Below are 22,200 nucleotides of genomic sequence, written 5' to 3'. Positions count from 1 at the left end.
GCCCAATGACGTGCGCATGCCTTGACTGGTGGTCGTGGTGTCGCGCACCGTTGCTGGGGTCCGTGTCGCTGCCTGGGGGGTACGTGAACAGCAGACTGCTCGGCTCGGGGACGGTCCTGGCCGTCCTCGCCCTGATGAGTGCCCTGCCCGCTCCGGCCCAGGCGTCGTCCGAGGTGACCGCCCGCCCGCTGCCGCTCGGCGCCGCCGGACTCACCGAGACCCGGACCACCCGCACGCTCCAGCCGGGCGTCACCCTCACCCGCATCGTGCGCGGCGCCGACGCGCCCGCGATGGCGTGGACCGTCGAGATGTCCATCCCCGGCGGCGCGGGCTCCCCGGACCCGGACGCCCCGCCGACCGCCCTCAAGGACCGGGTCAGCGCCGACGCGTTGACCGCCGCCTTGCGCGCGGGTGGCTTCGACGCCCGCGCCGAGGAGGTCGTCACTCCCGCCCTGGCCGACTACGCGGGCGGTTCGCTCGGCTGGCGGGTCCGCGTCGGCACGTTCGCCTCGCAGGACGCGGCGACGGCGGAACGCACCCGCCTGCGGAACGCCGGGTACGCCGGGTCGGCGCTCTACACCGGCTGGGACGGCGACCCCGGCGACCGCGGGCCCTGGCGGATCGACGTGCTGACCATCGACCCGCACCGGTTCCGCGGCACGCTCGACGCCTCGTACGGACCCGACCTGGAGGACCGCGAGACGACCGGCGACCTGGCGCGCACGGCCGGCGCCACGGCGGGTGTCAACGCCGGGTTCTTCGTTCTCGACCCGCGCGCCGGCGCCCCGGGCGACCCGGCCGGCGTCGGCGTCTACGACGGACGGCTGCTGAGCGAACCGGTCAACGGGCGCCCGAGCCTCGTCGTCGGCGACACGGCGGCCGACAGTCGCGTCACGCGGCTCACCTGGAAGGGACGGGCCGTCGGACCCGACGGCTCCCTGCCGCTCGACGGCGTCAACCGGGTCCCCGGCCTGATCAGGAACTGCGGCGGCACCGCCGACGACGCCCCCACGGCACGCCCGCTGCATGATGCGACCTGCACCGACCCGGACGAACTCGTCGCGTTCACCGAGGACTTCGGCCCGAGCACCCCGGCGGGCGAGGGTGCGGAGGCCGTTCTCGACGCCCGCCACCGGGTCCTCTCCGTGCGTTCACCGCGCGGCGGCCCGCTGCCCGACGGCGGCAGCTCCGTCCAGGCCACCGGCGCCCAGGCGACCGCGCTCACCGCTCTCGCCCAGGTCGGCCACCCGCTGCGCGTCCAGGGCACCCTGCACGACGCCAAGGGCCGGCGCGTCACCCCGTCCCCGCGCACGGACGTCGTCAACGGCGGACCCGAACTCGTCCGCGACGGACGCCCGCACGTCACCGTCGCCGCCGACGGCATGGTCAAACCGAACGACCCGAGCTTCTTCTACGGCTGGGTCCACAAACGCAATCCGCGCACGCTGGCCGGCGTGGACGCGGCGGGCCGGACCGTCCTCGTCACCGCCGACGGACGCGCCACCGGATCGCTCGGCCTGAGCATCCCCGAGAGCGCCGGCGTCGCCCGTGCGCTCGGCCTGCGCGACGCCATCAACCTCGACGGCGGCGGCTCCACCACGATGGTCGTCGACGGTGCCGTGATCAACCAGCCGTCCGACGCGACCGGTGAACGCCCCGTAGGAGACGCCCTGTTGATCCTCCCCGACCGATCGTCCGCCGCGCACTGAACCGATCCAGGGAGCCGTCATGACCGCCGCCACCACCCGCCGCGCCAGACCGCTCCTGCTGGTCCTGGCCGCCCTGCTCCTCGTCCTCGCCCCGCTCCCGACGGCGGGCGCCGCCCTCGCCGCGGCGCCCCCGCGCGGCGCCGAGGTCGTCGCCGTCACCCGGGTCGCCGACCGTCAGGTCGACCTGTCGGTACGGTCATCAGCGCTCGGCGGTCGCACCGTGAAGGTCCGCCTGCTCACCCCGGAAGGCTGGCAGCCGGGCCGGCACTGGCCGACCCTGTGGCTGCTGCACGGCTGCTGCGGCGACTACACGTCCTGGACCGCCAAGACCGACGTCGCCCGCATCGCCGCCCTGCGCGACGTCCTCGTGGTCATGCCGGAAGCCGGCTGGAACGGCTGGTACAGCGACTGGTGGAACGGCGGTGAGGGCGGCGACCCGGCCTGGGAGACCTTCCACACCAAGGAGCTCAGGCACCTGCTCGAACGCGACTGGGGCGCCGGCCCCGACCGCGTCGTCGCGGGCCTGTCCATGGGCGGCCAGGGAGCACTGATGTACGCGGCCCGGCACCGCGGGATGTTCAAGGCGGCCGCCGCCTACTCCGGCTCCGCCCACCCGCTCCTGAACGACGAGTCCGTGAACCGCATCATGGGCTTCTTCGGCGGCCAGGGCGACGACCCGCGCCGCGTGTGGGGCGACCCGGTCGCCCAGCGCGACGTGTGGGAGGCGCACGACCCGTACTACCTCGCGAAGAACCTCAAGAACATCCCCGTGTACCTGTCGTGCGGCGACGGCACCACGGGCCCGCTCGACGCACCCGGCGCCACCAGCGCTCTGGAAGCTGACTTCAACCGGCAGAACCAGGCACTCGCGGGCGCCCTGGAGCACGCCGGCGCCCGGCGGCTGACGACGCACTTCTACGGCCCGGGCACGCACGCGTGGCCGTACTGGGAGCGGGAGTTGCACGCATCGCTGCCGATGCTGCTCGACGCGCTGCACACCGCGTGAACGCCGAATGCCGGGCCGGGGCGTGTGCCCCGGCCCGGCATTCCCGTCGGCGGCAGGTCAGGCGCCGCTGGCGTCGAGCATGCCCTCGCGCTCCACGATCTTCACGCGCTCGCGGCCCTGCGGCTCACCCAGCGCCTTCTCGGCGGCGTCGAGCTTGTACCAGCCCTCCCACGTGGTGAACCGGACACCGCGCTCGCCGAGGAACGCCTCGACGGCCTCCGGCGCGGGCGTGACGGGCTCCGGCAGCCGGCCGGCGGCGTGGTCCTCCAGGAGGTTCGCTACGGTCTCGTTGGCGTCGCCCTTGGTGTGGCCGATCAGGCCGATGGGGCCGCGCCGGATCCAGCCGGTCACGTACGTCGACGGCAGGTGCTCGCCGGACTCCTGGATCACCCGGCCGCCCTCGTCGGGAACGGTGCCCGAGGCGAGGTCCCACGGCAGCTTCGGCAGCTCGTCGGAGAGGTAGCCCACGGCGCGGTACACGGCGGACAGGTCCCAGTCGGTGAACTTTCCGGTGCCCTTGACGTTGCCGGTGCCGACCAGCTCCGTGCGCTCGGTGCGCAGGCCGACGACCTTGCCGTCCTCGCCGAGGATCTCGGCGGGCGACTCGAAGAAGTGCAGGAACAGCTTGTGCGGGCGGTCGCCCTCGTCGCGGATCGCCCAGTTCTCCAGGGTCTTGGCGACCATGTCGACCTGCTTGTTGGCCCGCCGCTCGGTGATCGAGCCCTCGTCGTAGTCGATGTCCTCGGGGTTGACGATGACCTCGATGTTCGGCGAGTGGTCCAGCTCGCGCAGCTCCATGGGGCTGAACTTGGCCTGTGCGGGACCGCGCCGCCCGAAGACGTGGATCTCGCGCGCCTTGTTGGCCTTGAGGCCGTCGTACACGTTCGCCGGGATCTCGGTCGGCAGCAGCTCGTCCGCGGTCTTCGCGAGGATGCGGGCGACGTCGAGCGCGACGTTGCCGACGCCGAGGACGGCGACCTTCTCGGCGTCGAGCGGCCAGGTCCGCGGCACGTCCGGGTGCCCGTCGTACCAGGAGACGAAGTCCGCGGCGCCGTAGGAACCGTCGAGCTCGATGCCCGGGACGTCGAGGGCACGGTCGGCGGTCGCCCCCGTCGAGAAGATCACCGCGTCGTAGAACGCGCGCAGGTCGTCGAGGTCGATGTCACGGGGGTAGTCGACGTTGCCGAACAGCCGGATCTGGGGCTTGTCGAGCACCTGGTGCAGGGCCTTCACGATGCCCTTGATCCGCGGGTGGTCGGGGGCGACGCCGTAGCGGATCAGGCCGAAGGGGGCCGGCATGCGCTCGAAGAGGTCGATGGACACGCCGGGGTCGGCGGCCACTGCGGACTTCAGCAGCGCGTCGGCGGCATAGATTCCGGCGGGACCGGCTCCGACAATGGCTACCCGCAGAGGGCGAGGCATCAGGTTTCCCTTCGAGCGATTTCGGGGTACTCGAAGAGATCTTAAAGTAAGGCAAGCCTTAGTTGGCAGGCGGGTCAGGTCTATGGGGTCATAAGGCGAGGTTATGAGAAGCCATACATCTGCTTTGGGGGCTGCCGGGGGCCAGGGCCTGTCGCCAGACTCCCGCCTGCCTCGCAGGCCCTAGGCCGGTGCGTCCGTCGCCGCGTCCGCGGGCTCCGTGAACACGCAGAACTCGTTGCCCTCAGGATCGGCCAGGATGTCCCAGTCGATCTCGGCGTCACGGCGCCGGACCACGCTCGCCCCCAGCTCCACGAGCCGCCGCACATCGCCCCAGACGTCCAGGTGCAGGCGGTTCTTGACCGTCTTGGCCTCGGCCACCGGGTTGATCCAGATCAGCGGGGCCGAGCCGGACGGGTCGACCAGCGGCACCGGCCACGCGGCAGGCCGCTCCTCGCCGCTGTCGAGCGGCCTGCGGACATAGCCGAGCGCCGCGCACCACCAGTCCGCGAGGGACTGGTGGTCCACGGCGTCCAGTGCGAGGTCCTTGAAACGGGCCGGGGCCCCGTCGATGCGCGTCATGGCCGCCATGAAACCAGCAAGGGCGATCACGCGCAGGGCAGTTGGGCCCCGCGGTCAGAGGACGGTGACCTCCGGGGCGGGGCCGTCCCCGGCCGCCGTCACGGCGCCGGTCTCCGCGTCCCGCGTCACCCGGTACGTCGCCGCGACACCGCCGTCGTGGTCGGGCACCGTCACCGTCACGTCCTCCGCTCCGGGCGCCACGAGCAGGGTCAGGCCGTCGAGCCAGTCGCCGTCGGGGCGCTGGTCGTCCGCGCCGAGCGGCAGCACCGCACCCTCGCGGACGTACAGCGGCAGGCTGTCGAACCCGTGCCGCTCGCTGCGCCAGGCCGGACCCTGCACCCGCTCGCCCGTGAGGAGGTGCGTCCAGGTGCCCGCCGGCAGGTAGTACTCGACGTCGCCCTCGGCGGAGAACACCGGAGCGACCAGCAGATCCGGGCCGAGCATGTACTGACGGTCGAGGGCCCGGGCCGTCGGGTCGGCCGGGAACTCCAGGAGCATCGGCCGCATCAGCGGGACGCCAGTGGCGCGGGCCTCGGCGGCGGTCCCGTACAGATACGGCATCAGGCGGTGCTTGAGCAGCGTGAACTTCCGGGCCACGTCGACGGCCTCGTCGCCGAACTCCCACGGCACCCGGTACGACGACGAGCCGTGCAGCCGGCTGTGCGAGGAGAGCAGGCCGAAGGCCAGCCAGCGCTTGAACACCGCCGGGTCCGGCGTGCCCTCGAAGCCGCCGATGTCGTGCGACCAGAACCCGAACCCGGACAGCGACAGGGACAGACCGCCGCGCAGCGACTCGGCCATCGCCCCGAACGACGACCAGCAGTCGCCGCCCCAGTGCACCGGGAACTGCTGGCCCCCGGCCGTGCCCGAGCGCGCGAAGAGCACCGCCTCACCGCTGCCGCGCTCCTTCTCCAGCAACTCGAAGACGGTGCGGTTGTACAGGTGCGTGTAGTAGTTGTGCATGCGCTCCGGGTCGGAGCCGTCGTGCCAGACGACATCGGTGGGGATGCGCTCGCCGAAGTCCGTCTTGAAGCAGTCGACGCCCTGGTCGAGCAGGACCTTCAGCTTTGCCTGGAACCAGGCGCGGGCCTGCGGGTTCGTGAAGTCGACGAGCGCCATGCCGGCCTGCCACAGGTCCCACTGCCAGATGTCGCCGTCGGCCCGCGTCACGAAGTAGCCCTCGGCCGTGCCCTCCTCGAACAGCGCCGACTTCTGCGCGATGTATGGGTTGATCCACACGGAGATCTTGAGGCCGCGCTCCTTGAGGCGGGCGAGCATCCCCTCCGGGTCCGGGAACACGTCCGGGTCCCAGGCGAAGTCCGACCACTGGTACTCGCGCATCCAGAAGCAGTCGAAGTGGAAGACCGACAGCGGGATGTCCCGCTCGGCCATGCCGTCGACGAACGAGGTCACCGTCGCCTCGTCGTACTGCGTGGTGAAGGAGGTGGTCAGCCACAGCCCGAACGACCAGGCGGGCGGCAGTGCCGGGCGGCCGGTGAGGGCGGTGTAGCGGCGCAGCACGTCCTTGGGGGTCGGGCCGGCGATCACGTAGTACTCCAGCGTCTGGTCCTCGACGCTGAACTGCATCTGGCCGACCGACTCCGAGCCGACCTCGTAGCTGACCCGGCCGGGGTGCGAGACGAACACGCCGTGCGCGCCGGCGGGGGAGACGTGCAGGCTGAACGGCACGTTCTTGTACGCCTGCTCGCTGCTGGTGCCGCCGTCGGCCTGCCACATGTCGACGACCTGGCCGTTCTTCACGAACGGGGTGAAGCGCTCACCGAGGCCGTACACCTGCTCGCCCACCCCGAGCGTCAGCTGCCCCGCCATGTGGTGGGTGCCGTCGCCGGTGGTGAAGAACGCGGTGCCCTTGCGGCCCGCCGAGGTGATCTCGCGCCCGTCGGCGTCCCGGAAGGACAGCGTCCAGGGCGCGGCCTCGTCGAGCCGCACCGACAGGGCGCCGCTCGTCAGCTCCACCAGCGATCCGTCACGGCGCACCGCACCGGCGCCCGCGTCCGCGCCCGGCAGGTCGAACTCAGGGCCGCGCCGCTTGCGGCCGGCGAGGTGGGTGACCCGGACGCCGATGACCCCGTCGGCGGGGGAGAAGCAGTCCACGGTCAGGAGCGGGGAGTTCAGGGTGTCGCCGCGCCGCTCGACCCGTTTGATCGAGGCGAAGGCGGTGAAGCGGTCGGCGTCCGCGCGGACGTCACGGACCTCGGTGGCGTAGGAGGCCTCGACGCCGTCGCGCATGAGCCAGAAGCCGTCGGTGAACTTCATGATCTTCCTCGGGGTGGTGCCGTCCGCCCACTTGTGTGTGACCTTGAAGGCGAAGTGTCTGTAAGTCGCATTTGATCGTACAGAAAACAAAAGATCAATAGGCCCTGTGACGGCAGGTCGCGGAAGCGCTTCGACACGGTGATTCACCAGGTGACGGAGGGGTAACGGGATGTGAGATCCAGCGGAGGGTCTGGTGTCGAAGCGCTTGATGGCGTATTAGTCATGTCAGGAAACAAACGCGCTCGCCGGGCGCCGAGCCACCCCCAGGCGCAGCCGAGCAGAGTTGCCGAGCACGAGGTAAGGGCCGCACCATGTCCGACCGGACCACCCGCTTCACCCCCACCCCCGATGACAAGTTCACCTTCGGTCTGTGGACCGTCGGCTGGCGGGGCAACGACCCCTTCGGCGACGCCACGCGTCCGGCGCTCGACCCGGTCGAGTCCGTGCACCGGCTGGCCGAACTCGGGGCGCACGGCGTCACGTTCCACGACGACGACCTGATCCCGTTCGGCGCCTCGGACGCCGAACGCGAGGCGACCGTCAAGCGGTTCCGCGCCGCGCTCGACGCGACCGGGCTCACCGTCCCGATGGCGACGACGAACCTCTTCACGCACCCGGTCTTCAAGGACGGCGGCTTCACCGCCAACGACCGTGACGTACGCCGCTTCGCGCTGCGCAAGACGATCCGCAACATCGACCTCGCCGTCGAACTCGGCGCGAAGACCTACGTCGCCTGGGGCGGACGCGAGGGCGCCGAGTCCGGTGGCGCGAAGGACGTGCGCGACGCCCTCGACCGCATGAAGGAAGCCTTCGACCTGCTCGGCGAGTACGTCACGGAGAAGGGCTACGACCTTCGCTTCGCCATCGAGCCGAAGCCCAACGAGCCGCGCGGCGACATCCTGCTGCCCACCATCGGCCACGCGCTGGCGTTCATCGAGCGCCTGGAGCGCCCCGAGCTGGTCGGCGTCAACCCGGAGGTCGGGCACGAGCAGATGGCGGGCCTGAACTTCCCGCACGGCATCGCCCAGGCGCTGTGGGCGGGCAAGCTCTTCCACATCGACCTCAACGGCCAGACCGGCATCAAGTACGACCAGGACTTCCGCTTCGGCGCCGGCGACGTGCGCCAGGCGTTCTGGCTCGTCGACCTCCTGGAGAGCTCCGGCTACGACGGCCCGCGCCACTTCGACTTCAAGCCGGTGCGCACCGACGGCTTCGACGGCGTGTGGGAGTCCGCCAAGAACTGCATGCGCAACTACCTGATCCTCAAGGAGCGGGCGGCCGCGTTCCGCGCCGACCCCGAGGTCCGCCAGGCGCTGCTCGACTCCCGTCTCGACCAGCTCGCGCAGCCGACCGCCGCCGAAGGCCTTGCCGAACTCCTCGGCGACCGGGGCGCGTTCGAGGACTTCGACGTGACGGCCGCCGCCGAGCGCTCGATGGCCTTCGAGCGGCTCGACCAGCTCGCCATGGACCATCTGCTCGGCGTCCGCTGACGTCGGCCCTCACGCGACACGACCCGTACGGCGCAGGCCGGAGCCGTACCGGGCAGGAGCGAACACCTCGACGGGACACGGGCGTCCCGTCGAGGCCGGCCACCCCTCCCAGGCAAGGGCAACCACCGTGACAGCAGTAACTCCACCGGAGGCGACGCGCGCCAGGCGCCGCCGTCCCGGCCGGCGGGCCGTGCTCCCGCTCACCGTTGTCTCCGCACTCGTCGCGGGCGTCGCCCTCGCGGGCTGCGGCCAGCAGCGCGACGACGACGTCTACACCGTCCTCAACTCGTCGACCGACGACTCGTACCACGGCTGGGACGCGGCCACCCTCAAGCGGTGCAGCGCGCGGCTCGGCATCACCATCGAGCAGCGGAGCGTCCCGGCCGCCCAGGTCATGACGAAGTCGCTGCGCATGGCCTCCTCCAAGTCCCTCCCGGACGTCATCCAGTTCGACGCCTCCGAGATGCCGACGTTCGCGGAGCCGGGCGGCCTGGTCGACCTGCGCACCCTGGGCCTGTCCACCAAGGACATCCCCAAGGGCATCGTCGACTTCGGCTCCTACAAGGGCACGTACTACGGCGCAGCGCGCACGGTGAACACCCTTGCCCTCTTCTACAACAAGGACATCCTGAAGAAGGCGGGCCTCCAAGTTCCCACCACCTGGGACGAGATGCGGGAAACCGCGAAGAAGCTCACCCAGGGCAAGCAGTACGGCATCGCGCTCAGCGCGGGCGGCGCCGAGGACGGCGTCTTCCAGTTCACGCCGTTCATGTGGTCCAACGGCGGCGACGAGACGAAGCTGGACACCAAGAACGTCGCCGGGGCCCTCGACTACTGGAAGGGCCTCATCAAGGACGGCTCCCTGTCCAAGTCGACCGTCAACTGGACCCAGGCCGACGTCAACGACCAGTTCATGGCCGGCAACGCCGCGATGATGATCAACGGCCCGTGGCAGGTGGAGACCCTCAACACCAAGAAGAACCTGCACTGGGGCATCGCGCAGATCCCCGTCCCGAAGAGCGGCGACAAGTCGGTCGGCCCGCTCGGCGGCGCCATCCTCACCGTGCCCAACACCGGTGACACGGCCCGCGAGAAGACCGCCGCGAAGATCATCGAGTGCATGTCCTCCGAGAAGGAGCAGATCACCTACGCGCGCAACAGCTGGATGGTCCCGGCCAACGAGAAGGCCGCCGCGATCTGGCGCAAGGAAGTGCCCGAACTCGACGCCCTCGCCGACCAGGTGGCCACCGCCCGCTCCCGTACCGCGAAGGTCGGAGCCGGCTGGTCGTCCGTGTCGCTGGCCCTCCAGAGCGCCTTCCAGTCGGCACTCACCGGTCAGGACAGCGCGGCCGCGCTGAAGAAGGCGCAGGCCCGCGCCACGAGCGGGAACTGAGGGGACACACGAACATGTCGACCACCACCGCTTCGGCGCCCGCCGTCAAGCCCGCCGCTCCCGTGAAGACGGCCGATCCGCAGCGCGCCCGGCGCCGCCGCAGACTCTCCCAGTGGGGGTTCATCGCCCCCGCCGTCGTCTTCATGCTGTTCTTCTTCGGCTACCCCCTCGTCCGCAACGTCGTGATGAGCTTCCAGGACTTCTCGCCGTCCACCTTCTTCGACGGCAAGTCCCCCTTCAACGGCACCGACAACTGGAGCAAGGTCTTCCAGGACGACCTCTTCGGCAAGGCGCTGTGGCACACCGTCGTCTTCACGATCGGCTCGCTGATCGGCCAGTTCGGCATCGGCCTCGCGCTCGCCGTCTTCTTCACCAAGAAGTTCCCGCTCAACGGCTTCCTGCGCTCGCTGATCCTGCTGCCCTGGCTCGTCCCCATGGTCGTCTCCGGCATCGTCTGGCGCCGCATCCTCGACCAGGACACCGGAGTCCTCAACTCCTTCGCCGACACCGTCGGCCTCGGCGGCCACACCCCGTGGCTGACCAGCCCGAGCATGGCCCTGTTCTCCGTGATCATGGTGAACATCTGGATCGGCATCCCGTTCAACATGGTCATCCTCTACGGCGGACTCCAGGAGATCCCCAAGGAGCTCTACGAGGCCGCGTCCCTGGACGGCGCCTCCGCCTGGCGGACCTTCCGCTCCATCACGCTGCCGCTGCTCAAGCCCGTCATCACGGTCGTGCTGGTCCTCGGCTTCATGTCGACGGTGAAGATCCTCGACCTGATCCTCGCGCTCACCGACGGCGGCCCGGCCGACTCCACGCAGACGCTCGGCACGCTCACGTACCAGAACTCCTTCGTGCAGCTGGACTTCGGCGCGGGCGCCGTCGTCGGCAACGTCCTCATCCTCATCTCCGCCGTCTTCGCGGTGTTCTACCTGCGGGCCAACCGCTCCGAGGGGAAGTGACCGACATGGCAACCGTCTCCGAGACCGCCGCGACCACCGCGCCGAAGCGCCGCTGGGGCGCCACCGCCGCCGGCGTCGTCATCCTCGCCGTGATGCTCTTCCCGCTGTACTGGATGATCAACACGGCGCTCCAGCCCGAGTCCGGGCTGCTCGAAGTCTCACCCGTACCGCACTCGCTGGACCTGTCCGGCTTCACCTCCGCGATCAGCGAGCAGGGCGGCCATCTGCTGACCTCCCTCGCGGTCGCGCTCGGCGCCGTCGTGATCTGTCTCGCCGTCGCCGCGCCCGCCGCGTACGGCCTCGCGCAGTTCCGGCTGCCCGGCACCAAGTCGATCGTCTTCGGCACCCTCATCACGCAGATGGTCCCGGGCATCGTCATCGCCAACGCCCTCTACAGCGCGTACGTCGATCTCGGCCTGGTCAACTCCTACTTCGGCCTGATGCTCGCCGACGCCTCGCTGGGCATCCCGTTCGCGATCGTCCTGATGCGCTCGTTCATGGTGGCCATCCCCAAGGAGGTCATCGAGGCGGCCGAGGTCGACGGCGCGAGCAAGATCCGTACGTTCGTCCAGGTCGTCCTGCCGATGAGCCGCAACTCCCTGATCACCGCAGGGCTGTTCGCGTTCCTGTACGCGTGGAGCGACTTCATGTTCGCGCTCACCCTGAACACCACGGACGACGTCAAGCCCGTCACACTCGGTATCTACCAGTACATCGGTGCCCACGTCGGGGACTGGGGCTCGGTCATGGCCGCGTCCGTCCTGTCCGCGATCCCGGCCGCCGTGCTCCTCGTCCTCGCCCAGAAGTACATCGCCGCCGGGATCACCGGCGGATCCGTCAAGTAAGGCTGCCCATGAGCGATCAGACCCCCTTGCCTGTGTTTCCGCCCGGATTCGTCTTCGGCGCGGCCACCGCCTCGTACCAGATCGAGGGAGCCGCGAACGAGGACGGCCGCGGCCCCTCCATCTGGGACACCTACAGCCACACGCCCGGCCGCACCGACGGCGGCGACACCGGCGACGTGGCCTGCGACCACTACCACCGCTACCCCGAGGACGTGGCCCTGCTGCGCGGCCTCGGCGTCGACTCCTACCGCTTCTCGATCGCCTGGCCCCGCATCCAGCCGACGGGCCAGGGCCCCGCCAACCAGAAGGGCCTCGACTTCTACTCGCGGCTCGTCGACGAGCTCCTGGAGGCGGGCATCGAACCCGCCGCCACGCTCTACCACTGGGACCTGCCGCAGGCCCTGGAGGACAAGGGCGGCTGGCGGGTGCGCGAGACCGCCGAGCGCTTCGGCGAGTACACGGCGATCGTCGCCGAGCACCTCGCCGACCGCGTCCCGCGCTGGATCACCCTCAACGAACCCTGGTGCAGCGCCTTCCTCGGCTACTCGGTCGGCCGCCACGCCCCCGGTGCCCAGGAAGGCACCGGTGCCCTGGCCGCCGCCCACCACCTGCTCGTCGGCCACGGCCTGGCGATGAAGGCGCTGCGCGCGGCGGGCGTGCGCGAGGCCGGCATCACCCTGAACCCGGACTGGAACGTCCCCGCCACCGATTCGGCCGCCGACCGCGCCGCCGCCCTGCGCGCCGACACCCAGCACAACCTGGTGTGGACCGACCCGCTCCTCGCCGGCCGCTACCCGGACTCCGAGGAGGACACCTGGGGCGAGCTGATCACCGGCCAGGACTTCCGCCGCGACGGCGATCTCGAACTGATCGGGCAGCCGCTGGACTTCCTCGGCGTCAACTACTACCGGCCCACCCTCGTCGCCGACGCCCCGCCCCGCGAGCCGGACCCGGCGCTGCGCGTCGCCACCGACAACCGGTACGCGGAGCGTCCCTGGCCCGACGTGCGGCGCACGGCGATGAACTGGCCGGTCGTCCCCGAGACGTTCACCGCCCTGCTCACCGATCTCAAGGCCCGCTACGGCGACGCCCTGCCGCCGATCCACATCACGGAGAACGGCACCGCCGAGCACGACGAGGTCGCCGCCGACGGCGCGGTGCACGACGAGGACCGCGTCGCCTACCTGCACAGCCACCTCACGGCCCTGCGCGCCGCCATGGACGCGGGCGTCGACGTGCGCGGCTACTACGTCTGGTCGCTCCTGGACAACTTCGAGTGGGCGCTCGGCTACGCGAAGCGGTTCGGCATCGTGCGCGTCGACTACGACACCCTCAAGCGCACCCCGAAGGACAGCTACCAGTGGTACCGGAAGCTGATCGCCGCACACCGCGGCTGACCCGATGAACGGCGGGCGGGGTCGTGGGGGCCCCGCCCGCTAGTCCTTTTTGCGCTGCGCGTACGCCGCCGGGTCCGCCAGGACCTCCCTGATCACCCGCGCCGCCGCACCCCGCGCCGCGTCACCGGACGAGGACGAGGCCCGCAGCCGTCCGTTGCCCGGCGTCCACAGGCCCGACACCACCCGCGCCGTCAGCTCCGCGTCGGCCGCGGGGGCGAGCCACGGCATCAGGACCCGGAAGGCGCCGCCGAGCATCACCGCGTCCGGGTCGATCAGGTTGACGGCGCCCGACAGGACCCGGCCCAGGCGCCGCCCCGCGTCCTCCAGTGCGGCCAGCGCCCGCGCGTCACCGGCCCGCGCACGGCTCTCCAGCTCCGCGACACCGGCGACCCCCGACTCCGGGTCGAGGCCCGCGGCGCGCAGCAGCGCCGACTGACCCGCGTACTGCTCCAGGCAGCCGTGCGCCCCGCACCGGCACGCGGGCCCTTCCGGGTCGACCACGACATGCCCGATCTCCCCGGCGAACCCGTGGGCGCCGCGCAGGAGTTGACCGCCGAGGACGAGTGCGCCGCCGATGCCGATCTCGCCGGTCAGATAGATGAAGCTGCGCAGCGGGGGCTCGCCGTCGCCGCCCGCGCAGCCGCCGAACCACAGCTCGGCCATGGCCGCCAGGTTGGCCTCGTTGTCCGCGCTCACCGGCAGCGCCCGGTGCGCCGGACGCAGCGCGGTGAGCGCCTGCGCGAACAGGCCCTCCACCGGCACGCGGTTCCAGCCCAGGTTCGGCGCCTGCCGCACCGCGCCGCCGGACACCAGGCCGGGCAGCGCCAACTCGGCCGCCACCGGCCGCAGTTCCTGCTCGGTGGCCGACTCGATGGCGCGGGCCGCGATCCGCGCGGCCTGCGCGAGGACCGCGGCGGGCGCGGCGGCCCGATTGTCCATCCGCTCCACGAGCCGTACGCGGTCGGTGCCCGCGAGGTCGACGACGCACACGGTGACGTAGTCGATGTTGATCTCGACGCCGAGCCCGGCGGCCCCGGTCCGCGCCATCTTCAGCGCTGTCCCCGGCCGGCCCGCCTGTCCGCTGAACGTCTTGCCCCACTCGGTGAGGTAGCCGTCGGTCAGGAGCTGGTCCACGAGCGAGGAGACCGCGGCCCGCGTCAGACCGACCCGTCCGGCGACCTGCGCCCGGGTCGCCTCGCCCTCGTCGTGGACGGTCCGCAGCACGAGGCTGAGATTGTGCCGGCGCACGGTCGCCTTGTCGGCCTTGGGCGGGGTCGCCGAGGGATCGGTGCTGTTCATCGTGGGTACGAGCCTATGCGACCCGGTCCCTCGGCGGCGGCGCGGAGAGGGCTGCGTCCACCGGTTCGGCGTGCCGCGTCGGGTACAGGCTGTACGCGGCGAGCGGCCGCACTTCGACCGAGCAGACGACGCCCGGACCGAGATGCTCCCGCAGCAGGGCGAGGATCTGCCCGGACAGCCGCGCCGTCGTCGCCTCGCTGCGCCCCGGCAGCAGCGCCACCTCCACATGCGCCATCGGCACGTCGTCGGGCGCGCATCCCCCTACGTACGTCTGCGCCGCGGTGCGGAAGAAGGTCTTGCAGGTCCCGCGCGAGCCCGAACCCTCCAGGACGATGGCGTGCAGCGCCGCCGCGAAGGCGCCCTGGTCGAAGGTGCCGGCCAGCCGGGGAGAGTGGTCGACGGTGATATGAGGCACGGCGCCCCCAGCGAGCAAGGTAGTTTCGGTGTACATCTACAACCGGACCACTCTAGCGCGCCCTCCCGCACCACCCGCTCCGGGTCAGGGGCTGTGGCGCTTGCTCGCCCAGAAGACCGCCCGCGCGGCCCGCACCCGCTCCGCCTGCCGGTCGGGGTCCTGGGCGGACGCCAGCGCGGCGCGCAACTGCTCGGGGTCGGCGAGATACCCGCTGCCGTCCGGCGGCACCCGCCACAGGAACGAGTGGTGGCGTACGCCGGTGATGGCGTCGGCGGCGGGGGAGGGCATCCGCAGTTCCTGCCCCGCCGTCACCATCCGGACCTCGTCGCTCTGCGGCCAACTCCCCGCTGTGCCAGGGGTGGTGAGGATGTAGAAGACCGGCCGCGGCTTCGCGTGCTCCTCGAGCACCGGCACCGCCTCGCCGGCGCGGCCCAGCTCCCACAGCACGGTGAGGCCGAGCGGCTGCGGCAGCCGCAGCGCGTCCCACGTGCGGCCCGCGGGCAAGGTGACGAGATACGGCGACTGCTCCCAGGCGGCATATGCCTCAGCGGGCCGCCGGTGGCAGGAGGCCAACCACTGCGCTCCGTCCATCGGTTGACCATACGTCACTCGCGCGCACCGGTCAGCCGATTGCCGAAGGCGACTACCGCTCTGGCAATTGCCCGGCGCCGCGGTCCGGTTCAGACGCCGGACGTGGACCGGATCGCGGAGATGTCGAACTGGAGCCGGACCTTCTCGCTCACCATGGTGCCGCCGGCCTCCAGGCGCTGGTTGTAGACCAGGCCCCACTCCGTACGGTCGATGGTGGTGGTGCCGTCGAACCCGGCCCGCTCGAAGCCGAACGGGTCCACCACCGAGCCCAGGTAGTCGAGTTGCAGCTCGACGGGCCGGGTCACGTCGCGGATGGTCAGATCCCCGGTCATCCGGAAGGTCTCCCCGCCCGCGTGCGTCGCCGACGTGCTGCGGAACACCATCTCGGGGTACCGGCCCGCGTCGAAGAAGTCGGTGCCGATCAGGTGCGCGTCCCGCTGCTCCACGCCGGTGTCGACACTCCCGACCCGGATGGCGATCTCGGCGTGCGACGCGGAGGGGCGCTCGCCGTCGAAGTACAGGGTGCTGTCGTAGTCGGCGAACGCGCCGCGCACCGTCGTGACCATCGCGTGCCGCACGGAGAAACCGATCCGGCTGTGCGGGCGGTCGATGGTCCACTGCCCGGTCAGCGCGCGCAGCGCCGGATCGAGCGCGACACCGCCGGCCTCACCCGCCGGTGCAGGCGCCGGGTCGATGGTCGCGGTCTGTCGACGGCTGAAGATACCCATGGATCGCACCCTCCTTCGATTTCGGTTACTCAGTGTTATCACGGCGTGGGTGGGTGGCCCGCAGCGAGATGGGCGGCCTCGTCCGGTTTTCATGCCGCGGTCTGCAAAGTTGCACAGGATCGACATGACTGTGAAGGCACGGTCGGGTGCGCCTCCTTCACGCACGGTGATGCCCGGATGCGCTATCCGGAGGTCTCGTCGCCGAAGTCCACGTCCTTGGCGACCGTCACGTGCGCCGACATGTTCCGGCGCATCATCTCCAGCGCGGCGTCGGCGAGTTCGGCATGGATGTGGGCCACGGCGTCGCGCGGCACGACGACCTCCAGATGGCGGATGTGCGCGTCGAGCGCCGAGTACAGGACGCACTGCTCCGTGACCTGACCGCACAGCACGATCCGGCCGATGCCCAGTTGGGACAGCAGATAGGACAGCGGGGTCTCGTAGAAGATCGAGTGGCGGGCCTTGACCACGAACAGTGAGTCCTCGTCGGGCTTGAGCGGCTCGACCAGGTCGGCGTGCGGCCCCGCGAGGGCCCGGTCGACCAGCTCCCCGTGGTGGGAGCGCCACTGCCCGAAGTTGTCGTTGGCGTAGATCACGGGGGTCCCCGCGGCGCGGGCCCGCGCGACCAGGTCGACCACGACGGGCACGGCGGCGCGGGAGGCGGGCAGCAGCAGGTCCGCGTCCTCGTGGTCGTACGTGTTGATCATGTCGATGACGATCAGCGCGCACCCGCTGCCGCCGACAGGGTCGGAGGGTTCCGCGGGTTCGGTGTGGTCGGTCGTGGCGGGGTCAACGGCGGGCGTCATGACGATCGCGTCCCCGATCCGCGGCGGGGATAACGGTATTGCTCCTCTTGCGGCGCTCTCATGCCCCGCCCGGGTGGCGCGCGCCCGGCGGCCGGGCGGCCTACGCGTCGCCGGGCACGCCCATCGCCGCCCGCAGCAGCCGTACCGTCTCCCGGGCCGTCGCCCGCGTCGCGTCGTCCGCGCCGCTCGTGCCCAGCTCGTCCAGGAGGAGCACCGCCGCCTGGAGGACGCCGAGCGGGACGGGTACGGGGTGCAGGGCGGCCAGCGCGGCGGCCGCCCTGCCTGCGGCGGACACCTCGGAGCCGGACTGGGGGATGAGCGCGGCCACGCCGCGGCCGACCTGCCGGGGCGGAGGCGGAGGAAGATGGGGCACCCGCCGATTCTGCCGCCCCGACAGCCCGCACCGCCCGCCGGACGGCCACAACAATGTCCGAACATCGGTTCCGGCGGCGCCGCCGGACCGGGATCATGAGGGGGCGACAGCGGCGCCGGCCGCGGGGGAGGACGACCATGCAGCGCAACCACTGGATCCGGCGGATCCTGACCCTCGATCCCGAGCGGGACTTCGAGGAGATCTACCGCATCAGCTCCGCCCACGAGTTCCCCTGGGACACGATGCAGGCCCTCGGCTTCGCGCTCTACCGCACGTACGCCGTGCCCAGCATCGGCCAACTGCTGGGCAAGACCGGCGAGTTCACCGAACGCCCGCAGAAGCGCTACGACGACACCGTGCTCATCCTGGACGCCCCCGGGGAACACGGCCTCGACTCGCCGCACGGGCGCGAGGCGATCCGCCGCATGAACCAGATGCACCGCGCGTACCCCATCTCCAACGACGACTTCCGCTACGTCCTGGCCACGTTCGTCGTCGTCCCCGTCCGCTGGATGGCCGACTACGCCTGGCGGCCCTACTCGCGCAGGGAGGTGCGCGCCGCCACGAACTACTACCGCGCGCTGGGCAGGCGCATGAACATCCAGGACATCCCCGCGACCTACGAGGAGTTCGAGGAGTACCTGGAGGCGTACGAGCGCCGCCACTTCGCCTACGACGAGGGCGGGTACGCCGTGTCGGAGGCGACCCTCGACCTCATGTCCTCCTGGTACCCGGGACCGCTCGGCCCGCTGATGCGCACCGCGTCCCTGTGCCTGATGGACAAGCCGCTGCGCGCCGCCTTCGGTTACGACGATCCGCCCGCCGCCCTCGAACGGGCCGTCCGGCGCGGCATGCGGCTGCGCGGCCGTGTGATCCGTCTGCTGCCCGCGCGCCGCACACCGCGCTTCGCCCGCCAGAGCAGCAACGTCCGCGGCTACCCCGACGGCTACCGCATCCCCGACCTCGGCACGTTCCCCGAGGGCTGCCCGGTGCCGCACGGCCAGGGGGGTTGACCACGGTTCCTGGACCGTCAAGAAATTGAACTCGGCCGCGGAAACGGCGATGCTGGCCGAATGACGGACAGAAACACGGGTTCGGGCACGGGCGCCGATACGGCGGCGGCCGCCGAGGGCGAGAGCCGACTCGCCGCCGCGGTGGCCGAGTTGCACGCCGCGGAGGAGCGGGTCGCCGAGGCCCTCCGCGCCTACCTCGCCCGGGACCCGCTCACCGGGCGCCCCGTGCACGGGCGGATCGGGCGCGCCGCGCAGATCACCGGCTGGGGCGAGCAGCGCGTGAAGGAGACCGTCACGCCCGCCCTCGCCGAGCGCCGCCGGGCCCGCCGGAAGGTGGCCGGGGCATGAGCGACTTCGACGCGATCGACTCCCTGCTGGCCTCGGTCGTCCCCGATGCGAACCTCCCCGAGCCGCGGGTCCGGCGTGAACTGCGGGAACGGGCGGGCCTTTCCAAGGTCCAGGTGGCGCGGGCGCTCGGGGTGAACCCGGCCACGGTGAGCGCGTGGGAGGCGGGCCGCGACCCGTCCCCGGAGACCCGCGCGAAGTACGCGTATCTCCTGGACGGCCTGGCCGCGAAGGTGGCGCCGGAACCCGAGAAGGAGGCTGCTGCCGAGGACTCCGGCACGGCGGACGATGCCGACGCCGCACCCGACGACACGTATATCGCTGACGACGGCGACGACGGCGACGACGGCGACGACGTCGAGACCCTCGCGGCCCCCGAGTCCTGCGTGCTGTGCGGCAACCCGGCGGGGCAGCGCGTGGCCGGCTTCCCCCAGCACCTGGACCCGGCCGACTGCAGCCCCGCGCCGCCCGCACCCTCCACCCCGAAAGCGCGGCCGCCGCGCGCGTCCGCCGAGCGGCCCAAGCCGCCCACCCGGCGCGCCTTCCAGCCCTCCTCCGGACCCGCCGACCTGATCGGCCAGGCCGTCCGCGCCGCGCTCGCCCAGCACGAGGGCGACGTGGAGGCGGCGACGGCGGCGCTGGTCAAGCGGGCGATCCCGGACGCGATGGCGCTGCTCGACGAGACCCGCAAAGGCGGGCGCTACGACGTGATCGCGCACCCATGGATGCCGGACATCCTCAAGAAGCAGACGTCGCGCGGAGCGGACCAGGTATGGGAGGCCCGCCCCAAGTGGACCAGGCCCGAACTGCCGCCGGGCGAGCACGAGGTGACCGCGCTCGACATCAACGGCGCCTACCTGTCCGCTCTCAAGACCCATCTGCCGATCGGCCAGTTGGAACACTCGACCGGCTTCGACCACGACCGGCGCCGGGCCGGCGTGCACCTGATCACGCCGTCACACTGGGACCACGACGCGGTGCTGCCGAACCCCATCGGACAGCGCGACGAACCCGGCCCGCTGTGGGTCACCGAGCCGACGCTGCGGCTGCTGCAACGTCTGTCGGGACCGAAGTACGGCCTGTGCGAGCCGCCCGAGATCCACGAGTCGTTCACCTCGGGCGCGACGGAAGGCCTGCTGGAGAAGTTCCGGGTCGCGCTCAAGGACGCGCGGGACACCGCGATCGCCGAGCAGGACGAGGTGACGCTGGAGTACGTGAAGGCCATGTACTCCAAGTTCGTCTCCACGATGGGGGAGTCGAACTACAACCGGGAGCTGTACCGCCCCGACTGGATGCACCTGATCCGCTCGCAGGCGTTCGCGAACCTCTGGATGAAGGCCCTCAAGGCCCACGAGGAAGGGCTCACCGTGGTCCGCGCGATGGGCACCGACGAACTCCACGTGATCGGCGACTGGCGCCGCGTCTTCCCCGAGGGGCGTGCCGTCTCCGAGGTCAAGGTCAAGGACGTCTACACGGCGGGTGAGCCTCAGGAGCGCGAAGTGACCGACTGACACCGGGTCTTGTCCCGCGCGTCGCACGCCCACAGGACGTCCCGCTGACCGACCGCCGGCCGACTCGACAGGCGCGAGGCCCCGGCCCTTTCGGCCGACCGGGGCGCGGTGCGCCGGGCGCCGTGGTGGCCCCGGGCACCGCGCGCCCTCAGACGGAGACCAGCGCGTCGTCCCCGTCGAGAACCGCCCGCTCGGCCCGCGACGCCGTCGGGATCCACTCGTGGGCCAGCGCCGCGTACGTGGTGACGTCGTGCCAGGCCCCCTGGGTGTGGAACAGCTCGCGCAGCGTGGCCTCGGGACGCAGCCCCGCCGCGAGCATCACGTCCCGCATCCGCGTGTGGTCGGCGCGGTGGCCGGCCCAGATCCGGTGCAGGCCCAACTGCCCGAAGCCGTACGCCATCAGCAGCCGGCCGGCCTCGTGGCCGTGGCCGCGCACGGGGGCGTCGGGCAGCAGCACGAGCCCGGTGAGCATGGCGTTGCTCCCGTACTCCTCGACGAGCAGCCCCATGGTGCCGACCATCGTGGTGCCGCCCGGCGCGCACACGGCCAGGGTGTGCCGGCGGCGCGGGTGGGTGTACGGCTGCGCGAGACACTGCGCGAAGGCGTCCTGGGCCTCGCGCGCGTCCATCCGGTCGATGCCGAGGTAGCGGGTCAGCACCCGGTGCGTGTGGATGCGCTCGAAGGGCGCCAGGTCCGTGGCGCGCAGCTCGCGCAACCAGAGCCGCTCACCGTGCAGTTCGGGCAGATGGTTCACGACGCGGCTCCCGCGAGGACGGGGCCCGCGTGGCCGACCAGCTCGTCGAGGTCGACGTAGTAGCGGCCCGACGCCACCGGCCGGCCCAGCAGAATCCTTCTTGCGGTGTCGGTGACGAGCGCGCCGCCGAGCATCACCCCGCTGGCCAGCTGCGGCCAGCTGGACAGCGTGCGGCCGATCCTGCCGAGCGCGTCGGTCATCGCCGGGCTCAGCCGGCTCTCGTCGCAGACCCGCAGCAGGAAGGCGAGCGCGGCGTCCGGGGCGAGCGCGCGGATCTCGCGGGCCGTGACGTCACCGCCGCGGCCGTGGAAGAGCGGCCGGTCCGGCTCCTCGTCGAAGCGCTCGACGTCCAGCAACCCCCGGTCGTTGGCGTCCATGAGCACCGGGACCCGGCGAGCCCGGGCGTGTTCGCGCACGGCGGCCTTGACCCACGGGGTGTCGCATTCCTCGACGAGCAGGTCCAAGGGGTGCTCGGCGTCACCGAAGAACTCCTCGACGGTGTCCTCGTCGAGCCCTTGGTGCCACACCTCGATGTCGAGATAGGGGTCGATCTCGTACATCTGCCGTGCGCACAGCACGGTCTTGGGCACCCCCAGGTCGTGGACGCCGGCCCGCAGCCGGTTGAGATTGCTCAGTCCGAGACGGTCGAAGTCGGCCAGGCGGAACGATCCTGCTACGCCTTCCATGGCACAGGTCAGCGCCGCGCTGTTGCCCACGGACAGGCCGACGACGCCGATCCGGCGGCCGAGCAGACGGCGCTGTTCCGTGTCGCTGATCTTGTCGCGGTTGCGGTCGGTGCGCACCCGGCGGAACTCGGCCCGGGGCAGCACATGGACGAGCCGCCGCGACCACGGGTACCAGACCCAGGTGCCGTACCGGCGCCGCTCGACGCCGGCGCACACCGCGTCGACAGCGGCGTCGAGCCGTGCCCCGTCGAGCGCGTCACCGGGGTTGAGGCACCGCACCAGCTCGACGAGTTGGTCGTCGATCCGGTCATGCGTCTCACGGACGGCGCCGGAGGCGATCAGGTCGTCGAAGCGGGCCAGGTCGGAGGGATCGGACAGGCACAGGAGGACAGGACGGCAGACGTCCTCCCGCTCATGTTCCTGAGCGGGATACGCGACTGCGTCCCGGGCGGAAACGTCAGAGATGATCACGAGGCGGCAAGCTAGCAGCGAACGATCTTGGAAAGCCCTTGCGGCAGGAGCCGCGTGTTGCCGAACACTCGCGCGGGCGTTCACCGCGGCTGACAACCGGCTGCGCCCCGGGCTGATCGACCGGG

The 22,200-nt window shown here is 71.5% G+C and carries 21 protein-coding genes; 10 read left to right on the top strand and 11 right to left on the bottom strand.

Translation table 11 applies throughout. The annotated features are described in order from the left end of the window. Positions 1-83: 83 nt before the first annotated feature. Positions 84-1,709, top strand: coding sequence for a phosphodiester glycosidase family protein (locus AB0L37_RS04580; RefSeq protein ID WP_365500003.1), 1,626 nt, complete (start codon positions 84-86; stop codon positions 1,707-1,709). A 19-nt stretch (positions 1,710-1,728) separates the two neighbouring features. Beyond that, positions 1,729-2,715: an alpha/beta hydrolase family protein gene (locus tag AB0L37_RS04575; RefSeq protein WP_365500000.1), complete on the top strand. Its 987-nt coding sequence runs from the start codon at positions 1,729-1,731 to the stop codon at positions 2,713-2,715. A gap of 57 nt (positions 2,716-2,772) precedes the next feature. Here the strand turns inward: AB0L37_RS04575 and AB0L37_RS04570 are convergent, their stop codons facing one another. From AB0L37_RS04570 to yicI, 3 genes are all read right to left on the bottom strand, one after another. Then, positions 2,773-4,137 (bottom strand): FAD-dependent oxidoreductase, encoded by a 1,365-nt coding sequence (locus AB0L37_RS04570; RefSeq protein ID WP_365499997.1) that lies wholly within the window; start codon positions 4,135-4,137, stop codon positions 2,773-2,775. A gap of 180 nt (positions 4,138-4,317) precedes the next feature. After that, positions 4,318-4,716: a VOC family protein gene (locus AB0L37_RS04565; RefSeq protein ID WP_365499993.1), complete on the bottom strand. Its 399-nt coding sequence runs from the start codon at positions 4,714-4,716 to the stop codon at positions 4,318-4,320. 54 nt (positions 4,717-4,770) lie between these two features. Next, positions 4,771-6,993: an alpha-xylosidase gene (yicI, locus tag AB0L37_RS04560; RefSeq protein WP_365499990.1), complete on the bottom strand. Its 2,223-nt coding sequence runs from the start codon at positions 6,991-6,993 to the stop codon at positions 4,771-4,773. Between the two features lie 311 nt (positions 6,994-7,304). Between yicI and xylA the strand changes: the two genes are divergently transcribed. From xylA to AB0L37_RS04535, 5 genes are all read left to right on the top strand, one after another. After that, the gene (xylA, locus tag AB0L37_RS04555; protein WP_365499987.1) at positions 7,305-8,483 is read left to right on the top strand and encodes a xylose isomerase; all 1,179 of its coding nucleotides are present in this window, start codon (positions 7,305-7,307) and stop codon (positions 8,481-8,483) included. A 190-nt stretch (positions 8,484-8,673) separates the two neighbouring features. Then, positions 8,674-9,876: a sugar ABC transporter substrate-binding protein gene (locus AB0L37_RS04550; protein WP_365500577.1), complete on the top strand. Its 1,203-nt coding sequence runs from the start codon at positions 8,674-8,676 to the stop codon at positions 9,874-9,876. A 14-nt stretch (positions 9,877-9,890) separates the two neighbouring features. Further along, positions 9,891-10,841, top strand: a complete 951-nt coding sequence (locus AB0L37_RS04545) for a sugar ABC transporter permease (protein ID WP_365499984.1) — start codon at positions 9,891-9,893, stop codon at positions 10,839-10,841. A 5-nt stretch (positions 10,842-10,846) separates the two neighbouring features. After that, complete coding sequence (locus AB0L37_RS04540; protein WP_365500574.1) at positions 10,847-11,686, top strand: carbohydrate ABC transporter permease; 840 nt, start codon at positions 10,847-10,849, stop codon at positions 11,684-11,686. A gap of 8 nt (positions 11,687-11,694) precedes the next feature. After that, the gene (locus AB0L37_RS04535) at positions 11,695-13,083 is read left to right on the top strand and encodes a GH1 family beta-glucosidase (RefSeq protein ID WP_365499981.1); all 1,389 of its coding nucleotides are present in this window, start codon (positions 11,695-11,697) and stop codon (positions 13,081-13,083) included. A 39-nt stretch (positions 13,084-13,122) separates the two neighbouring features. Here AB0L37_RS04535 and AB0L37_RS04530 read toward each other — a convergent pair whose 3' ends face one another. From AB0L37_RS04530 to AB0L37_RS04505, 6 genes are all read right to left on the bottom strand, one after another. Further along, the gene (locus tag AB0L37_RS04530; RefSeq protein ID WP_365499978.1) at positions 13,123-14,382 is read right to left on the bottom strand and encodes an ROK family transcriptional regulator; all 1,260 of its coding nucleotides are present in this window, start codon (positions 14,380-14,382) and stop codon (positions 13,123-13,125) included. 13 nt (positions 14,383-14,395) lie between these two features. Further along, entirely contained in the window at positions 14,396-14,797 is a 402-nt protein-coding gene (locus AB0L37_RS04525) for a 5-carboxymethyl-2-hydroxymuconate delta isomerase (RefSeq protein WP_365499975.1), read from the bottom strand. Between the two features lie 84 nt (positions 14,798-14,881). Continuing rightward, entirely contained in the window at positions 14,882-15,388 is a 507-nt protein-coding gene (locus AB0L37_RS04520) for a hypothetical protein (RefSeq protein WP_365499972.1), read from the bottom strand. An 89-nt stretch (positions 15,389-15,477) separates the two neighbouring features. After that, positions 15,478-16,116, bottom strand: a complete 639-nt coding sequence (locus AB0L37_RS04515; RefSeq protein ID WP_365499969.1) for a YceI family protein — start codon at positions 16,114-16,116, stop codon at positions 15,478-15,480. A gap of 182 nt (positions 16,117-16,298) precedes the next feature. Next, on the bottom strand, positions 16,299-16,922 hold the full coding sequence (locus AB0L37_RS04510; RefSeq protein ID WP_365499966.1) for an isochorismatase family cysteine hydrolase: 624 nt from the start codon (positions 16,920-16,922) through the stop codon (positions 16,299-16,301). A 100-nt stretch (positions 16,923-17,022) separates the two neighbouring features. Further along, entirely contained in the window at positions 17,023-17,295 is a 273-nt protein-coding gene (locus tag AB0L37_RS04505; RefSeq protein WP_365499963.1) for a hypothetical protein, read from the bottom strand. 137 nt (positions 17,296-17,432) lie between these two features. Here AB0L37_RS04505 and AB0L37_RS04500 point away from each other — a divergent pair, with 137 nt between their 5' ends. The 3 genes from AB0L37_RS04500 to AB0L37_RS04490 are packed head-to-tail and all read left to right on the top strand — an operon-like array spanning position 17,433 to position 20,164. Continuing rightward, on the top strand, positions 17,433-18,308 hold the full coding sequence (locus tag AB0L37_RS04500; RefSeq protein ID WP_365499960.1) for an oxygenase MpaB family protein: 876 nt from the start codon (positions 17,433-17,435) through the stop codon (positions 18,306-18,308). 60 nt (positions 18,309-18,368) lie between these two features. Beyond that, the gene (locus tag AB0L37_RS04495; protein ID WP_365499957.1) at positions 18,369-18,656 is read left to right on the top strand and encodes a hypothetical protein; all 288 of its coding nucleotides are present in this window, start codon (positions 18,369-18,371) and stop codon (positions 18,654-18,656) included. Then, a complete protein-coding gene (locus AB0L37_RS04490) occupies positions 18,653-20,164 on the top strand; it encodes a helix-turn-helix transcriptional regulator (RefSeq protein ID WP_365499954.1) in 1,512 nt (503 codons plus the stop codon). Before AB0L37_RS04495 ends, AB0L37_RS04490 begins: the two co-directional genes overlap by 4 nt. A gap of 148 nt (positions 20,165-20,312) precedes the next feature. Here the strand turns inward: AB0L37_RS04490 and AB0L37_RS04485 are convergent, their stop codons facing one another. Then, positions 20,313-20,918, bottom strand: coding sequence for a GNAT family protein (locus tag AB0L37_RS04485; RefSeq protein WP_365499951.1), 606 nt, complete (start codon positions 20,916-20,918; stop codon positions 20,313-20,315). Further along, complete coding sequence (locus tag AB0L37_RS04480; protein ID WP_365499948.1) at positions 20,915-22,075, bottom strand: ThiF family adenylyltransferase; 1,161 nt, start codon at positions 22,073-22,075, stop codon at positions 20,915-20,917. Before AB0L37_RS04480 ends, AB0L37_RS04485 begins: the two co-directional genes overlap by 4 nt. Positions 22,076-22,200 lie beyond the last annotated feature (125 nt).

The organism is Streptomyces sp. NPDC052225 (assembly GCF_040679615.1).
Taxonomy (GTDB): domain Bacteria; phylum Actinomycetota; class Actinomycetes; order Streptomycetales; family Streptomycetaceae; genus Streptomyces.
The sequence above is the reverse complement of the archived record's forward strand: the minus strand, read 5'-3'. Positions and strand labels throughout refer to the sequence as shown.

Bases quoted from the DNA above. Each gene is read 5' to 3' on its own strand.
- AB0L37_RS04575 (WP_365500000.1), top strand. From the start codon at position 1,729: ATGACCGCCGCCACCACCCGCCGCGCCAGACCGCTCCTGCTGGTCCTG.
- AB0L37_RS04570 (WP_365499997.1), bottom strand. From the start codon at position 4,137: ATGCCTCGCCCTCTGCGGGTAGCCATTGTCGGAGCCGGTCCCGCCGGA.
- AB0L37_RS04565 (WP_365499993.1), bottom strand. From the start codon at position 4,716: ATGACGCGCATCGACGGGGCCCCGGCCCGTTTCAAGGACCTCGCACTG.
- yicI (WP_365499990.1), bottom strand. From the start codon at position 6,993: ATGAAGTTCACCGACGGCTTCTGGCTCATGCGCGACGGCGTCGAGGCC.
- xylA (WP_365499987.1), top strand. From the start codon at position 7,305: ATGTCCGACCGGACCACCCGCTTCACCCCCACCCCCGATGACAAGTTC.
- AB0L37_RS04545 (WP_365499984.1), top strand. From the start codon at position 9,891: ATGTCGACCACCACCGCTTCGGCGCCCGCCGTCAAGCCCGCCGCTCCC.
- AB0L37_RS04540 (WP_365500574.1), top strand. From the start codon at position 10,847: ATGGCAACCGTCTCCGAGACCGCCGCGACCACCGCGCCGAAGCGCCGC.
- AB0L37_RS04535 (WP_365499981.1), top strand. From the start codon at position 11,695: ATGAGCGATCAGACCCCCTTGCCTGTGTTTCCGCCCGGATTCGTCTTC.
- AB0L37_RS04530 (WP_365499978.1), bottom strand. From the start codon at position 14,382: ATGAACAGCACCGATCCCTCGGCGACCCCGCCCAAGGCCGACAAGGCG.
- AB0L37_RS04520 (WP_365499972.1), bottom strand. From the start codon at position 15,388: ATGGACGGAGCGCAGTGGTTGGCCTCCTGCCACCGGCGGCCCGCTGAG.
- AB0L37_RS04515 (WP_365499969.1), bottom strand. From the start codon at position 16,116: ATGGGTATCTTCAGCCGTCGACAGACCGCGACCATCGACCCGGCGCCT.
- AB0L37_RS04510 (WP_365499966.1), bottom strand. From the start codon at position 16,922: ATGACGCCCGCCGTTGACCCCGCCACGACCGACCACACCGAACCCGCG.
- AB0L37_RS04500 (WP_365499960.1), top strand. From the start codon at position 17,433: ATGCAGCGCAACCACTGGATCCGGCGGATCCTGACCCTCGATCCCGAG.
- AB0L37_RS04495 (WP_365499957.1), top strand. From the start codon at position 18,369: ATGACGGACAGAAACACGGGTTCGGGCACGGGCGCCGATACGGCGGCG.
- AB0L37_RS04490 (WP_365499954.1), top strand. From the start codon at position 18,653: ATGAGCGACTTCGACGCGATCGACTCCCTGCTGGCCTCGGTCGTCCCC.